At 66.7% G+C, this 13692-nt stretch carries 17 protein-coding genes; 13 read left to right on the forward strand and 4 right to left on the reverse strand.

From position 1 onward, the window contains the following. Positions 1 to 257 precede the first annotated feature (257 nt). The 4 genes from E0T84_RS31995 (at position 258) to E0T84_RS28390 (ending at position 3210) form a co-directional block, all read left to right on the forward strand. A complete protein-coding gene (locus tag E0T84_RS31995; RefSeq protein WP_165688699.1) occupies positions 258 to 416 on the forward strand; it encodes a hypothetical protein in 159 nt (52 codons plus the stop codon). 142 nt (positions 417 to 558) lie between these two features. Next, positions 559 to 1182, forward strand: coding sequence for a superoxide dismutase (locus E0T84_RS28380; protein ID WP_003883955.1), 624 nt, complete (start codon positions 559 to 561; stop codon positions 1180 to 1182). A gap of 206 nt (positions 1183 to 1388) precedes the next feature. Beyond that, complete coding sequence (locus tag E0T84_RS28385; protein WP_070185078.1) at positions 1389 to 1925, forward strand: peptidase; 537 nt, start codon at positions 1389 to 1391, stop codon at positions 1923 to 1925. 886 nt (positions 1926 to 2811) lie between these two features. Continuing rightward, complete coding sequence (locus tag E0T84_RS28390; RefSeq protein ID WP_070185106.1) at positions 2812 to 3210, forward strand: transcriptional regulator; 399 nt, start codon at positions 2812 to 2814, stop codon at positions 3208 to 3210. An 82-nt stretch (positions 3211 to 3292) separates the two neighbouring features. Here the strand turns inward: E0T84_RS28390 and E0T84_RS28395 are convergent, their stop codons facing one another. The 3 genes from E0T84_RS28395 to E0T84_RS32495 are packed head-to-tail and all read right to left on the reverse strand — an operon-like array spanning position 3293 to position 6132. Continuing rightward, positions 3293 to 4426, reverse strand: coding sequence for a hypothetical protein (locus E0T84_RS28395; protein ID WP_138746129.1), 1134 nt, complete (start codon positions 4424 to 4426; stop codon positions 3293 to 3295). Then, on the reverse strand, positions 4423 to 4914 hold the full coding sequence (locus E0T84_RS28400) for an ImmA/IrrE family metallo-endopeptidase (RefSeq protein ID WP_070185080.1): 492 nt from the start codon (positions 4912 to 4914) through the stop codon (positions 4423 to 4425). The genes E0T84_RS28395 and E0T84_RS28400 overlap by 4 nt, the downstream gene beginning before the upstream one ends. Before the next feature lie 36 nt (positions 4915 to 4950). Further along, a complete protein-coding gene (locus E0T84_RS32495) occupies positions 4951 to 6132 on the reverse strand; it encodes a hypothetical protein (protein ID WP_249383769.1) in 1182 nt (393 codons plus the stop codon). A gap of 211 nt (positions 6133 to 6343) precedes the next feature. Here E0T84_RS32495 and E0T84_RS28410 point away from each other — a divergent pair, with 211 nt between their 5' ends. The 8 genes from E0T84_RS28410 (at position 6344) to rraA (ending at position 11474) form a co-directional block, all read left to right on the forward strand. Next, positions 6344 to 7000 (forward strand): DUF6474 family protein, encoded by a 657-nt coding sequence (locus E0T84_RS28410; RefSeq protein WP_138746152.1) that lies wholly within the window; start codon positions 6344 to 6346, stop codon positions 6998 to 7000. A gap of 10 nt (positions 7001 to 7010) precedes the next feature. Continuing rightward, positions 7011 to 7532, forward strand: a complete 522-nt coding sequence (locus E0T84_RS28415) for a hypothetical protein (RefSeq protein WP_138746130.1) — start codon at positions 7011 to 7013, stop codon at positions 7530 to 7532. A gap of 31 nt (positions 7533 to 7563) precedes the next feature. Next, positions 7564 to 8250: a YcnI family protein gene (locus E0T84_RS28420; RefSeq protein WP_138746131.1), complete on the forward strand. Its 687-nt coding sequence runs from the start codon at positions 7564 to 7566 to the stop codon at positions 8248 to 8250. Next, complete coding sequence (locus E0T84_RS28425; RefSeq protein ID WP_138746132.1) at positions 8247 to 8753, forward strand: copper resistance CopC family protein; 507 nt, start codon at positions 8247 to 8249, stop codon at positions 8751 to 8753. Before E0T84_RS28420 ends, E0T84_RS28425 begins: the two co-directional genes overlap by 4 nt. Beyond that, positions 8681 to 9583 carry a copper resistance D family protein gene (locus E0T84_RS28430; protein WP_138746133.1) on the forward strand — a complete coding sequence of 301 codons (903 nt, stop codon included), beginning with the start codon at positions 8681 to 8683 and terminating at the stop codon, positions 9581 to 9583. The genes E0T84_RS28425 and E0T84_RS28430 overlap by 73 nt, the downstream gene beginning before the upstream one ends. A 90-nt stretch (positions 9584 to 9673) precedes the next feature. Continuing rightward, positions 9674 to 10165, forward strand: a complete 492-nt coding sequence (locus E0T84_RS28435; protein ID WP_138746134.1) for a hypothetical protein — start codon at positions 9674 to 9676, stop codon at positions 10163 to 10165. Between the two features lie 44 nt (positions 10166 to 10209). Continuing rightward, positions 10210 to 10974: a MerR family transcriptional regulator gene (locus tag E0T84_RS28440; protein ID WP_138746135.1), complete on the forward strand. Its 765-nt coding sequence runs from the start codon at positions 10210 to 10212 to the stop codon at positions 10972 to 10974. Between the two features lie 20 nt (positions 10975 to 10994). Further along, positions 10995 to 11474, forward strand: coding sequence for a ribonuclease E activity regulator RraA (gene rraA, locus E0T84_RS28445; protein ID WP_138746136.1), 480 nt, complete (start codon positions 10995 to 10997; stop codon positions 11472 to 11474). A gap of 10 nt (positions 11475 to 11484) precedes the next feature. Here rraA and E0T84_RS28450 read toward each other — a convergent pair whose 3' ends face one another. Further along, positions 11485 to 12954 carry an NAD(P)/FAD-dependent oxidoreductase gene (locus tag E0T84_RS28450; protein ID WP_138746137.1) on the reverse strand — a complete coding sequence of 490 codons (1470 nt, stop codon included), beginning with the start codon at positions 12952 to 12954 and terminating at the stop codon, positions 11485 to 11487. Positions 12955 to 13032: 78 nt separating this feature from the next. On the opposite strand from E0T84_RS28450, the gene E0T84_RS28455 reads away from it, so the two are divergent. Then, a complete protein-coding gene (locus tag E0T84_RS28455) occupies positions 13033 to 13674 on the forward strand; it encodes a TetR/AcrR family transcriptional regulator (RefSeq protein WP_070185109.1) in 642 nt (213 codons plus the stop codon). The last annotated feature ends 18 nt before the right edge of the window (positions 13675 to 13692 follow it).

Here is a 13692-nt window from a genome sequence, read left to right on the forward strand (position 1 = left end):
GAAAAGCCCCGAGGTGGGGGTTACTGTGCGGTAGCTGTCCAAAACTGTGGATAACCCTGGGGTGCGCGCACCGGCGATCAACAACCGTCGCCGACCCGGAGCGAAATTAAGCATTCGGCTAAACGCGGCCCGTCATCGGCTGACGCGGTGGCCGATTTTCGCTCGACCATTACAGGGTCTATGATCGGCGTCACACGAGCTGTTGTGACAGAACTCACTGGGGGGCAAGGATTGATCGTGCAGGTCAGGAGTGTTTGATGGCGTCGCATCCGATCGGATCGGGATCAGCGTTTTCGCAGCCCGAATGGCATTCATCCGGACATTTGCACACCCGTAACCAGCTGATGGCCTTTCTCCGGGCCAGCGTGATCGCGCTGCTGTTGCTCGGCGTGCTCGCCGTGATCGTCTTGTTCTGACCGTCATCGGGTATACGTGGGGGCGGCACGCGCGTCCTTGCGGTGCGCCCTGCGATGGAGCAATGTTGGCAGCGATCTTGAGTGTCGAACGTCAGGATCGTTGAAGCCTGGCTCCATCGATCGATAATGAGGAAGGAATCTCGTGGCTGAATACACCTTGCCGGACCTGGATTACGACTACGGAGCGCTGGAGCCCCACATCTCCGGGCAGATCAACGAGCTCCACCACAGCAAGCACCATGCCGCCTATGTGAAGGGCGTCAACGACGCCGTAGCCAAGCTCGACGAGGCGCGGGCCAACGGCGACCACGCCGCGATCTTCCTCAACGAGAAGAACCTGGCCTTCCACCTCGGCGGCCATGTGAACCACTCGATCTGGTGGAAGAACCTGTCCCCCAACGGTGGTGACAAACCCACCGGCGACCTGGCCGCGGCGATCGACGACCAGTTCGGGTCGTTCGACAAGTTCCAGGCGCAGTTCACCGCCGCCGCCAACGGACTGCAGGGTTCGGGCTGGGCCGTGCTCGGCTACGACAGCCTCGGCGATCGCCTGCTGACCTTCCAGCTCTACGACCAGCAGGCCAACGTGCCGCTCGGCATCATTCCGCTGCTGCAGGTCGACATGTGGGAGCACGCCTTCTACCTGCAGTACAAGAACGTCAAGGCCGACTACGTCAAGGCGTTCTGGAATGTGGTCAACTGGGAGGACGTGCAGAACCGCTACGCGGCCGCCACCTCCAAGACCAACGGCCTGATCTTCGGCTAGTCCCGGTTCGGTCCGATTGAGGGCTGGATCGGTTTCCCGATCTCTCACCAAGGGGCGTCGCGCGGATCGCGTGGCGCCCCGCCCTCATTTCTGGGCCGTGTCGCCTTGCACACCTGCGGTGGCTGTCGCATTCTGATCTGATCGACCCACAGACGTGTCGGAGCACCGATCAGCCGGTGGTCCAACACCGATGTCCCGGAGGCGATATGGATACGACGGGGTCCGGCAGGGCGATCGAGATCGCGCCCTTTCATTCCGGCGGCGCCCTCAAGGGCTTCGTGGTCTCCGGGCGGTGGCCCGATTCCACCAAAGAGTGGGCGCAGCTTCTCATGGTCACCGTGCGCATCGCTTCACTTCCAGGATTACTTTCCACCACAACGGTTTTCGGAGTTCGCGAGGAGTTGCCGGAACAGCCCCAGCCCGGCACGGTGGGCCTGGTCATCGCCGAAGGTCCGGTGGTGGGCGAATCCGCGGTTCCACCCGGGTATTTCGCCGAGCATCAACCGCCGGCCCTGTTGATGTTGCATCCGCCGTCGGAAACCACTCCATCCCTTCCGGAATGCGCCGGAGCAGCTTCGGGATGTGTACTGCTGCCGGGACTTCCGCATCTCGGGCTCGAACACCGGGCGGCCTGGGTCGAAGCCGAATCCGACGGCACGGTCACGTCGGTGGTCAGCCGTGTGGGGGTCGATCCGATCAGTCACCCCGACACTGCCATCCTGGCAATGCTCCTGGCGGCGTAACTCTGCCAGTTGAGGGACATCCTCTCCAGCCGGGAGAATCCGGCTACCCGAAAAAGATAGGAAACGTAGCGCGTTCGGCCGACAGCGGCTAGGGTCCTCAAGATCAGCGAAGGGCAGCAGCCCGCAATCGTCGCGTCGACATGCCGGCGTACGCCCGGTCGACCACTCGCGATGCGGTGGGCGAGGCCTTCGGCCGTGTAAGAGCGCCGCGCGAGCGGCACATATCAGCGGTGTGTGTCGAAAGGTCGTCATGTCCGCAGCCGCAGGCGCCAGCGTCGCCCGCAACCTCGACGCTGCCGGCTTCCCGCACCGGGCGTTCGATAGCCGTGGCACCCCACCGCAACCCTGGCCGCCGCCTCTTTTGTGTCGACGCTTGTCCCACGACGGCCCGCACCGGCGGCCGTTTCCGTCCCGCAACCCCGCCTGGAATCGGCGCCGGAATCCTTCCGCGGCCGTCTGGCTATCGCATGCAAGGGGGCCGATGCTCATTCCATCGCTCAAGCTGTAACGTGTTCCACGTCGTTCGACAAGGGCGCCCCGCGCAATCTGGCGCCGCCCGGGACCCGCGCTACAGCAAATATGTGTTTTCCCTAGTCACGGCACTGCGACGGTTGCCGGCTCAGAAGTTGATCATGATCGAGAGCCACCGTGCGCGCAGCTCACCGCACTCAATACAACGCGACCGTCACCTTTTGCATTGGCAGACGACGCAATCCCGCCTTCCCCCATGGCGAAGCCTTCCGTTTCTGTGGCAGGGACTGCCAAAACACAAAGCTCGTTTAACTTTTGTGGCGTTTGCACTTGGTTGTCGTCACAACACTCGCTACCATAGTCAGCAAATACGCCGCCTATTCGTACCGCTCTGAAGCATGTGGAGGACAAATCGATGAGCAAGACGTTCGCCGCCCGCCTGAACCGCCTGTTCGACACGGTTTATCCGCCCGGGCGCGGACCCCACACGTCCGCCGAGGTGATCGCCGCGCTGAAGTCGGAGGGCGTCACCATGTCGGCTCCGTACCTGTCGCAGCTGCGTTCGGGCAACCGAACCAACCCGTCGGTGGCAACCATGGCCGCACTTGCCAATTTCTTCCGGATCAAGCCGGCCTATTTCACCGACGACGAGTACTACGAGAAGCTCGACAAGGAGCTGACCTGGCTGGCCAGCATGCGTGACGAAGGGGTCCGCCGGATCGCCGCCCGTACCGTCGGGTTGTCCAACGAAGCTCAGCAGGACCTGGTTCAGAAGGTCGACGAGCTGCGCCGCCGGGAACACCTCGACGACTGATTCGTCGATTCCTCCTGGCGTCTCTACGCGCTGAAACCCACGTCAGTGGGGGTCATTTCGGTGAATCCCACTTGCGCGGGTTTCAGCTGCGCGCTGCCCCGCGGTCCAATTCCCGGTACTGCGCGGCTATCGCCAGAATCCATTCCCGGTCCGAGTACGACTCGGGCTGGCTGAGCCACGCCAGCCCCGGGAAGGCTGAAACCTCATCCCCCTCGCGGGTGTCGTAGATCCACTGCGCGACGGCGTGCGCCTGATCGCGGGGCGGCACCTGAGGTCGCTCGATATCACCGAATTGCGTTGTGTCGCTTGATCCGCCTGCGCCACGGGACCCGGCGATTTCGTGCCGGCGGGCGTCGGCAGCGGTCGCTTCCAGGTAGAGGGCGTCGGAGATCAGCGACATCCGTTCGGCCACGCGAAAAACAAGTGGTCCGCGCGGACGCACCCCGATGCCGACGTCGGGCTGACGCCGGGCCAGCTCATTCAACAGTGGTTTGATGGTCCGCAATTCCTGTCGGGCGCCGAACCAGTCTTCGACGCTCGGCAGCAGCGATCCGGCGGCGACGATGACCATCGCACACCCGAGCATGGTTGCCGCCACACCGACACCGACCGGCTCGATCCGACCCGCGGCCCGGAGCAGGACGAAGCCACTGGCAGCCACGATCAGCACCATGCCGACCGTGAACAGGAACAACGCGCGCCCACGCCGACTGCGGTTCGAGTAGCGAAGGCCGGCCCACGCCACCAGGGTCAGGGCAAGGAACACGTAGAGCAGCGGCAACAGCCATGAAGCGCCGTTCGACCCGAGATCGCGCTGCAGGTACTCCGACGGCGACATCTCTGGCTGCCGGCCGGCCCGGAAGAAGATCACCAGGCTGATGACGGCGACGACACCGGCCACGCCGTACTGGATCAACGCGATACGGCGGGTGAGTGCGGCCGAATGACCTGACGACGCCGTCGTGATCATCACGCAACTGCCGGCCGCACACCCGATCAGGGCGACCTGGCTGAGCCCCGCGGCGATGTTGGGCCAGTGCACCACCGTGTCGATCAGCAGGGCGAGGGGCTGCCAGTTGAGGGCCGCGACGACGCCGAGGCTGCCCAACGACAGGATCATTGCGGAGCTCACCAGGGACTGCTTGTTGACCAGTGCCCAACCGATGCGCAGGCCGGTTGCCAAGCCGAGGAGGCCGGCGATCACCCAGACGATCAACCAAACGCCTCTCCGAGGCGAACCTGGACGATCGACGACCGATCGGAGGGCAGGCGGCCGAGCCGGTACAGCAGCAGCGCCGCGAAGTCCTCGGCCTCCTGTTCGATGTCCTCGCCGTTGGGCCCCATACAGCCGGTGCGCTGGTTGAGCATGTAACTGATCAGGTCGGACGTGGCCACCTCGGCGGAGGCGGCGGCCGCATCGACGATCGATATGCCCTCGTGGCCCAACACCAGGTGGCCGAGCTCGTGGGCCAGGGTGCGATCCCAGGCCGGCAACCCCTGCTGGATGAGGAACACATCGCGGTCGGCGTATTGCCGCCACTGCCCGCAGACTCCCGGGGGAAGTTCGGCCATGGTCAGCTCGATCGGCCGACCGCGGTCGGCGCTCACCGCGTCGACCAGGCGGGTCAACGTGATCTCACCCTGCCGAGGGGCGAGGTCGAGAACCTCGTTCACAGCGCGCGTGACGCTTCGACTGGCTGACATGATCCCCCTTTCCACCCTTTCGTAGCACGGTCGTTCCTAACGCATGAACCGGCTGGCGTCGATTCGGACGGTACGGCCAGCTTTCGCCTGCCGGTAACCTACGAGCCCACCCAGGCCGGTCAGCGCCATCATCCCGGTCACACCGGGCATTGCCATCGCCGCTATCTCCATGGTGTTCGCGGTACGTAGGTAGTCCGCATAGCCGGCCCGGAAGGACACCGGTGGGGTGGCGGCGTCCAACCCTACGGCCGCGGGCGGCCCCGCCTCGGTCCGCATCTTGGTGGACGGCTGCATGTCAGGTCTCGATCCCGGACCCGACCGCGGCCCATCGTCGGAGCCGGGGCCGGCCAACGGCACCGCGAGCGGCGGCACGATCACCGGCAGCACGACGACCGGAGCCGGAATCGTGGCCAGCCCGGCCGCTGCGGCCAGGCCTGGCGGCGGCGGTGCCGCCACGTCCGGCGCCGGTGCCTGCGCCTGGGGCGGGGGCAACAGCATGTCCGGCAACCGCGGATAGTTGAACGGAGCGGGCGCTCCGCCTCCCCCGCCGCCACGGCCACCGCCGGCGGCGCCGCCGACCACGGTCGTCGTCGTCTCGGTCGTGCGCGAAGTCGTCTCGGTCGTGCGCGAAGTCGTCTCGGTCGTGCGCGAAGTCGTCCCGGTGGTGGTGGCAGACGTCGTGGAGACCGAGGTGGACGTCTCGACGGTGCCCGAAGTCGTCGGTGTCTGGGACTCCGAGGGCTCGGTGCTCGGGGGCGTCTCGGTGTTGGTTGCGGTGCCGGTCCCAGTTTGCGTGGGGGTATGGGTGCCGGACGGTTGCGACGACTCGCCGGGCTCTTCGGTCTTGGTCGGTTTGCCGGTCGTCTTCGTCAATGTGCCGGTTATCTTCGTCGGTTTGCCTGTTGTCTTCGTCGGCCTACCGGTCGCCTTGGTCGGCTCGCCTGACGTCTTCGTGGGTTTGTGCGACGTGTGCGGGCCCGATGTGGCGCTGCTGCCGTCGTCTTCGCCATGCGAATCGCCGTCGCGCTCGTGGCCGCGCCCGCGATCCTTGCCGTCGTGCCCGTCGTGCCCCTTGCCGACACCGTTCGACGAGCCTGACCCGCTGTCGGACCGGCCACGGTCCGGATCGGCAAACGCCAGTGCCCCTCCGACACCGGCGGTGATCAGGCCCGTAAGCACCAGACCGGTCGAGGCGGCGACGCGCAACCGCGAACGCACGTTGTCACCACCCTTTCGCGCACCGCCCGCAAGCTTCGTTGATGAATTCGATTCTTGCACAAAGAGGCAGTCGAAATTTGCTAGCTGAGGCGATTACCCGCCGCGATCGCGGGGAGGCACGGCGGAGCAAATCCACTGGACGATACTGTGGGTCTGCAGCACTTCTGCGGTGACCACGAACACACGACGAATTGACCGGGAGGCAACCGGAATGGGCCTGTTCACGCGACGAAAAAGCCGCGCCACCCGCCGCGCCGAAGCCCGCGCCATCAAGGCCAAGGCCAAGCTGGAAGCCCGGCTCACCGCAAAGAACGAGGCTCGTCGCATCAAGTCCGATCGAAAATCGGCGGAACGGGCCCTCAAAGCTCAGGTCAAGACGCAGCGGGACAGCGACCGCGCAGCCCTCAAAGTGGCCGAGGCCGAGTTGAAAGCTGCCCGGGAGGGACGGCTGCTGGCCCCCGCCAGGATTCGTCGCCTGCTCACCGTCACACGTTTGCTGGCGCCGGTCCTGGTGCCGTTGATCTACCGTGCCGCCACAGCAGCCCGGGGTGCCCTGGACGAGCGTCGGGCCGATCGCCTCGGCGTCCCGCTGGCCCAGCTCGGTCAGTTCTCCGGGCACGGCGCCGAGCTGTCCGCACGCATTTCCGGTGCCGAGCAGACCCTGCGCCAGGTCGCTGAGAAGAAGCCCAAGGATGCCGAGACCAAGCAGTTCGTCACGGCGATCAACGAACGGCTCTCCGACCTGGCCGCCGCGGTGACGGCGGCCGAGAACATGCCGACGGCACGTCGCCGCGGTGCCCACGCGGCGATCGCCGCCCAGCTCGACGGCATCGACGCCGATCTGATGGCTCGACTGGGACTGGTCTGAGCCCACGTCCATGACCGGCGCCCGTGACTCCGCAGCCCCGCTGCGCAGTACGGCCGTCGGCTCCCTCACCGCGGCACTGGCGGTCGCCGCCCACGGGCTCGCCGGCGGTGGCCTGCCGGGTGGGGCGGTGGCGGCCCAGCTCGTGATCCTCGCGGTGACGCTGGGGGCAGTGGCCTCCGCCGCGACGTGCGCGAACCGTACCGCGGTGGTGTGGGGGCTGCTGGGCACCGGCCAGCTGCTGGCCCACGCGCTCTTGACCACGGCAGGTCACTCGCACAGTGCTGATCCGGGCTTGGCCATGCTGGTCGCGCATCTGCTGGCGGTGTCGCTCGGTGCCGGCCTGATCACCTGCGGCGCGCGGCTGTGCAGCGCCGTATCGCGGGCGGTGCGGGCGGTGGCGCGGGCAGTCCGTGGCCTACCCGTGGCGACGGTGCACGCGTCGGCGCGCAGCGCCGACCAGCCGCGTCACTCGGCCCGCTTTCTGGCCGCTTCGGTGTCGGACCGGGGTCCACCGGTCGGCGTCAGAGCCTGACCGTCCCACCAATTCCAGAAAGACACCAGAAATGCATCTTCTGACCGGGGCGTCCTCGCGCGCCCTGCTCACCACTGCGGCAGTAGCGATCACCGGTGTGCTCACCGCCGCACCGGCGTGGGCCCACGTCCACGTCGACGCCGAGAATCCGACTCCGGGGACCACCTCGGTCCTTACGTTCAAGGTGCCCGGCGAGTCCGATACCGGCGCGCTCACAACGCAATTGAAGATCGACCTGCCCGATCTGACTTCGGCGCGTACCGAGGTGATGCCGGGTTGGACAGCCAAGCTCGACCGGGATACCGCCGCGGGCACGGTCCGATCGGTGACCTGGACGGCCGCCCCCGGCGTGGGGATCTCCCCCGAGCAGTTCGCGTTGTTCCGGGTCTCGGTCAAGTTGCCGAACTCCGACACCGCGACTTTCCCTGCCACCCAGACGTATTCCGACGGCACCGTGGTGCACTGGGATCAGGCGCCCCTGCCCGATGGCAGCGAGCCCGAGCATCCCGCACCGCAGTTGGCCCTCACCGGTACACCGCCCGAGGGGGCGCACACCGAGCATGGAACCGAGACGCCGCCGGCCCCGAGTCAGCCCGCTCCGGCTGCCGCCCAGCCCGCGGGCGCCGCCGACAACTCGGCGCGCTGGCTGGCAGGCGGGGCGTTGATCCTCGCGGCCATCGCCGTGGTGGTGGGTCTGTTGAACAGGCGCCGGTCATGAGCAGGCTGCTGGCCGTGTCTCTGGCCGGCCTGGTGCTGGCCGCCTCGGCGTTGGCCGGGGCGCCCGCAGCATCGGCGCACGCCACCCGCATCGCGTCCGAACCGGCCGAACACGCGGCTCTCAGCACGTCCCCGCCGCGCGTGAGTGCCACCTTCAACGAGGCCCTGCAACCGGCCTTCGCCAACATGACCGTCGTCGGTCCGGACCGCAACCTGTGGTCGCAGGGGGACCCGACGGTGGCCGGGGCTGTGATCAGTGTGGGGGTCCGCCCCCTCGGCCCGGCGGGCACGTACACCGTGAACTACCGGGTGACCTCCGCCGACGGCCACGTGGTCTCGGGTTCCTGGTCGTTTGACCTGACGGTTGCCGGCACGGGCACCCCGGGGGCCGCTGCCTCGTCGCCGGCGCAGTCCGACGGCGGCCTGGTGGTGTGGCCGTTCGTCCTGATCGCCGTCGTGCTGGTGGGCGGCGGAGCGTGGTGGGCGGTCCGGCGCCAACGGTGACCGGTGCATTGATCCGGGCGCTGGCCGACTGTGCGGCCATCGTCACCCTCGGCCTGGCGGCGGTGCCACTGCTGGAGTCTGACCGTTACCGGGCCGAGTTGGGCCGGCGGGCGGCCGGCCCACTGGCGCTGGCTGCGGCCGTCTGGCTGCTCGCCGAGCTGGTGCGGCTGACTGTGGAGGCCACGCAGACCGCGGGCGTCGGGTTCTGGCAGATCGGCGTACGCACCCTGTCTGACTTTTGCCTGCACACCGCCACGGGCCGCTCGGGGTTGGTGGGCATCGCGGCGGCCCTCATTGTGGGCGTGGTGGCCATCGCGGTTGGGCGAGGTGTCGCCACCACGGTCCCGATTGTCGGCCTCGCGGCCGTCGGGATGGCCGCCCGCACGCTGACCGGGCATCTTTCGGAGAGCCCGATCGGTGGGATGGCTGTGGCGGTCCATGCCCTGGCCGCAGCCGCCTGGTGCGGTGTGCTGGCGGCGCTGGTGCTGACCGTGTCGCACCGTGGTCAGTGGGCCAGAGTGTTGCCCCGGTTCTCCCGGTTGTCGTTGTGGTGCGTGGGTGCGCTGCTGATTGCCGGGACCACCGGGGCCGCGATCAAGTTGAATTCACCTGCTGAGTTGTGGGGCACCGGGTACGGCCGGATATTGGCGGCCAAAGTGGTCGTGACGGTGATCTTGTTGGCGCTGGCCTGGCGAAACAGGTCGCAATGGCTGCCCGCGGCACGGGCACACCGCAGCAGTGCCGCATTGTCACAGCACCGTTCGCTGGTGGAGTTGGGCATCATGGCTGTTGCGGTGACCCTCGCCGCGGCGTTGGCCGTCACGGGGTGACCGACGCGGCGCCTGGCATGATGGAAACACTGCCGGCCCCAGACCCACCGCGCTGGCGCGGAAAACCGGATACTGCGAAGGAGCAGCCAGATGGCAGAGCAGCAGGACCACCCTGCCGAGAAGCCAGAAACCGCAGCCGAATCGGCGGCGGCCGAAGCGTCAGCGGCCGGCGCGGATCCTGCTCCGCCGAAAGCTCCGGCCAAGAAGGCCCCGGCGAAGAAAGCTCCGGCCAAAAAGGCGGCGGCGAAGAAGGCCCCGGCCAAGGCCGCCAAGAAAGCTCCGGCGAAGAAGGCTCCGGCCAAGAAGGCCCAGCCCGCCCCGCCGGCTACCAAGCCTCCGGCCCAGGGCACCCCCACACCACCTCCTGTCAAGGCAGTGCCCGACGTCGCGTCGGCCGCCAAAGAGACTGCCGCACAAGCCAAGTCAACCGTCACCTCGGCCACAAACCCTGTGTCCGGCTCGGCTCCGGTCCCGATGGACGAGACTTCGTCGTCCAAGGTCCCGCTCGCCACGGCGGTGGCGGTGGGCGTTTTGGCGGTGCTGTTGGTTCTGCTGAGCCGGCGGCATTCCGAGGACAGCTGATCTGGGCTTGACCCTGACGCGACGTCAGGGTCAATAGTGGCGTCATGCACGCAGATCCGCAGGTGAGGTCCGTCGGCACGGTTGCCGCTCTGACGGGCACCTCGGTACGGACCCTGCACCACTACGACCACATCGGTCTGGTGGTGCCCAGCGTGCGTACCGCGGCGGGTTACCGCGGCTACACCGACGCCGATGTGGAGCGTTTGCATCTGGTGCTGGTGTACCGGTCCGTCGGGCTGGCACTGGAGACGATCCGCTCGCTGCTCGACGATCCGGATGCCGATGTGATCGCCCACCTGCGACGCCAGCACAGTCTGTTGTGCGGGCAGGTCGGGCAGTTGCAGCAGACCATCAAGGCAGTGGAGGAATTGATGAGTGCGCACGACAGAGGAATCCAGCTGACCGCCGAGGAGCAGGTGGAGATCTTCGGCAGTGCCGTTTTCGACGAGCACGACGACGAGGCCCGCGAGCGCTGGGGCGACACCGAGGAATGGCGGCAGTCCCGCCGGCGCACCGCTCAGATGACCAAACAGGACTGGATCGAGTTCAAGGCCGAGAACGACGCGCTGCTCGACGCACTGGCCGAGGGGAAGCGCGCCGGTGTGCCGCCCGGGTCTGCCCAGGCCAATGAACTGGCCGCCCGGCATCGCGCCAATATCTCCCGGTTCTACGACTGCAGTGACGACATGCACGTCTGCCTGGCCACCATCTACGTCGAGGATGAGCGGTTCACCCGCTACTACGACGACGCCGAGCCGGGCCTGGCCCAGTTCGTGCACGACATCATCGTGCAAAGCGTCGCCCGCTAGCGGGCTGCGATAATCGCCGGGTGAGTATCGAACCCCGCGCCACCGCTGACCTGGTCGACGAGATCTACCCCGACGTCCGTAGCTGCGATCTGCAGTTTCAGAACTACGGCGGCAAGACCATGTTCGCCGGGCCGATCACCACGGTGCGCTGCTTCCAGGACAACGCGCTGCTCAAGTCGATCCTGTCCACCCCGGGCAACGGCGGGGTGCTGGTGGTCGACGGCACCGGCTCGCTGCACACCGCGCTGGTGGGCGACATCATCGCCGGCCTGGCGGCCGGCAACGGCTGGTCCGGGGTGATCGTGCACGGCGCGGTGCGCGATGCGGCCGCGTTGCGCACCATCGATGTCGGGATCAAGGCGCTGGGTACCAACCCGCGTAAGGGCACCAAGACCGGCGAGGGCGAGCGCGACGTCGAGGTCAGCTTCGGCGGGGTGACATTCGTGCCGGGCGAGATCGCCTATGCCGACGAGGACGGCATAGTGGTCGTCACGCCCTAGCGCGAGCGGGTCAAACCGTCACTGCGGCACGGTGTTTGGTGAACATCAGCGCCTCTTCGTCGACCTTGCCGTAGCGGATCGTGCGCATGTCGAAGAAGTAGTTCTGCTTGAGCTTCCACGGCGCCTCCGAACCCGACTTGGGCAGGCTGTCCATGGCCCGCCGGAAGTACCCGGGGGTGAAGTCCATGAACGGCAGCTCGTCGACGGCGTCACCGGGGTGCTGCGCTTCGACGCGGTCGAACCCGTTGGCATCCATGTAGTTCAGCAGGCGGCAGATGAACTCGGAGACCAGGTCGGCCTTGAGAGTCCAGGACGCGTTGGTGTAACCGAAGGTGATGGCCATGTTCGGCACACCCGAGAGCATCAGGCCCTTGTAGGTCATGCACTTGGTCAGGTCGATCGGCTCACCGTTGCGGTTGGCGGTCGCCCCGCCGAACAACTGCATGTTCAGCCCTGTCGCGGTGACGATGATGTCGGCCTGCAGTTCCTCACCGGAGGTCAGCTTGATGCCGGTTTCGGTGAAGGTCTCGATGGTGTCGGTGACGACGCCGGCCTTGCCCGAGCGGATGGCCTTGAACAGATCGCCGTTGGGCGCCAGGCAGACTCGCTCGTCCCACGGGTTGTAACGCGGGCTGAAGTGCTTGTCGTAGTCGAAGCCCTCGGGCAGCCGGCGTTCGGCCATCCGGCGCAGCACCTTCTTGAACACCGCGGGGAAATTGCGGGCGACCTGGTACTGGCCGGTGCTGTAGCCGATCTGCTTCCACCGGTTGACGAAGTGCGCCAGGTTCTTCGGCAGGTACTTGTTGGTCCGCAGCGCGACCGGGTCTTCCAGCGGCAGCGAGCCGATGTAGGTGGGCGAGCGCTGCAGCATCGTGACGTGGCCGACGCCGCCGTTGACCAGTGACGGGATCAGTGTCACCGCGGTGGCACCGGACCCGATCACGACCACGTTCTTGCCGGCGTAGTCGAGATCTTCGGGCCAGTGCTGCGGATGGATGATCTGGCCCTTGAAGTCTTCGGCTCCCGGGAACTCGGGCGAGTAGCCCTCGTCGTAGTTGTAGTAGCCGCTGCACACCGACAGGAACGACGCGGTGATCTGCTTGGCTTCGCCGTTGTGCTCGACGTTCACGGTCCAGCGGTTGTCGGCGTCCGACCAGTCCACCGACAGGACACGGTGGCCGGTGCGGATGTGGTTGCGGATGCCGTACTCATCGGCGGCTTCGTTGATGTAGTCCCAGATCGACTGGCCGTCGGCGATGGATTTTGCGGACTCCCATGGCTTGAACCGGAACCCCAGGGTGAACATGTCCGAGTCGGAGCGGATGCCCGGGTACTTGAACAGGTCCCAGGTGCCGCCGATGTTCTCCCGGCGCTCCAGGATCACGTAGCTCTTGGTGGGGCAACGGTCCTGCAGGTGCCAGGCCGTGCTGATGCCGGAGATGCCGGCGCCGACGATCACAACATCGAAGTGTTCGTTCATGGGACCGACGGTATCAACATGGTGTTGAACCGGTCAACACCCTGTTGATAAATTCAACGCGGTGTTAGGGTGCTGGGTGTGACCAGCTCCAGCACGACGCGCGCGCCGCGCGGTCGCCGGGCCGCCCGTCCCTCGGGCGACGACCGCGAAGCGGCGATTCTCGCGACTGCCAGGCAGCTGCTGGAAACCAAGAAGTTCGCCGACATATCGGTCGATGACCTGGCCAAAGGCGCCGGCATCTCCCGCCCGACGTTCTACTTCTACTTCCCGTCAAAGGAAGCGGTCCTGCTGTCACTGATCGATCCACTGATCAAGCGGGCCGACACCGGCTTCGACAGCGCGCTGGAGGACATGCCGTCCGACCCCAAGCGGGCGATCCGGCATGGAATCGAGATCTTCTTCAGCTCGTTCGCGTCACATCCGGCCACCGCACGCGCCGGCACCGAGGCGCTCAACAGCAGTCCGGAATTCCGCGCGTTCTGGCTGGGGCTCATGCAGAAATGGATCGCCCTGACCGCCTCACTGATCACCGCCGAACGCCAGCGGGGCGCCGCCCCGGAGACCATCCCCGCCATGGACCTCGCGACTTCGCTCAACCTGATGAACGAGCGGACGATGATGGCCGCATTGAGCACCGAACAGCCCGCGGTCGCCTACGACAACGTGGTGGACACCCTCGCCCACATCTGGCTGACCAGCATCTACGGCGAGGGCTTCTAGCTCGTCCGCCGCTTATGC

The sequence above is a fragment of the Mycobacterium sp. DBP42 genome (assembly GCF_005924235.1).
Lineage (GTDB): Bacteria > Actinomycetota > Actinomycetes > Mycobacteriales > Mycobacteriaceae > Mycobacterium > Mycobacterium syngnathidarum.

Excerpts from the sequence above, each read along its gene's own strand:
- E0T84_RS31995 (WP_165688699.1), top strand. The coding sequence starts at position 258 with ATGGCGTCGCATCCGATCGGATCGGGATCAGCGTTTTCGCAGCCCGAA.
- E0T84_RS28385 (WP_070185078.1), top strand. The coding sequence starts at position 1,389 with ATGGATACGACGGGGTCCGGCAGGGCGATCGAGATCGCGCCCTTTCAT.
- E0T84_RS28390 (WP_070185106.1), top strand. The coding sequence starts at position 2,812 with ATGAGCAAGACGTTCGCCGCCCGCCTGAACCGCCTGTTCGACACGGTT.
- E0T84_RS28400 (WP_070185080.1), bottom strand. The coding sequence starts at position 4,914 with ATGTCAGCCAGTCGAAGCGTCACGCGCGCTGTGAACGAGGTTCTCGAC.
- E0T84_RS28410 (WP_138746152.1), top strand. The coding sequence starts at position 6,344 with ATGGGCCTGTTCACGCGACGAAAAAGCCGCGCCACCCGCCGCGCCGAA.
- E0T84_RS28415 (WP_138746130.1), top strand. The coding sequence starts at position 7,011 with ATGACCGGCGCCCGTGACTCCGCAGCCCCGCTGCGCAGTACGGCCGTC.
- E0T84_RS28420 (WP_138746131.1), top strand. The coding sequence starts at position 7,564 with ATGCATCTTCTGACCGGGGCGTCCTCGCGCGCCCTGCTCACCACTGCG.
- E0T84_RS28425 (WP_138746132.1), top strand. The coding sequence starts at position 8,247 with ATGAGCAGGCTGCTGGCCGTGTCTCTGGCCGGCCTGGTGCTGGCCGCC.
- E0T84_RS28435 (WP_138746134.1), top strand. The coding sequence starts at position 9,674 with ATGGCAGAGCAGCAGGACCACCCTGCCGAGAAGCCAGAAACCGCAGCC.
- E0T84_RS28440 (WP_138746135.1), top strand. The coding sequence starts at position 10,210 with ATGCACGCAGATCCGCAGGTGAGGTCCGTCGGCACGGTTGCCGCTCTG.
- E0T84_RS28450 (WP_138746137.1), bottom strand. The coding sequence starts at position 12,954 with ATGAACGAACACTTCGATGTTGTGATCGTCGGCGCCGGCATCTCCGGC.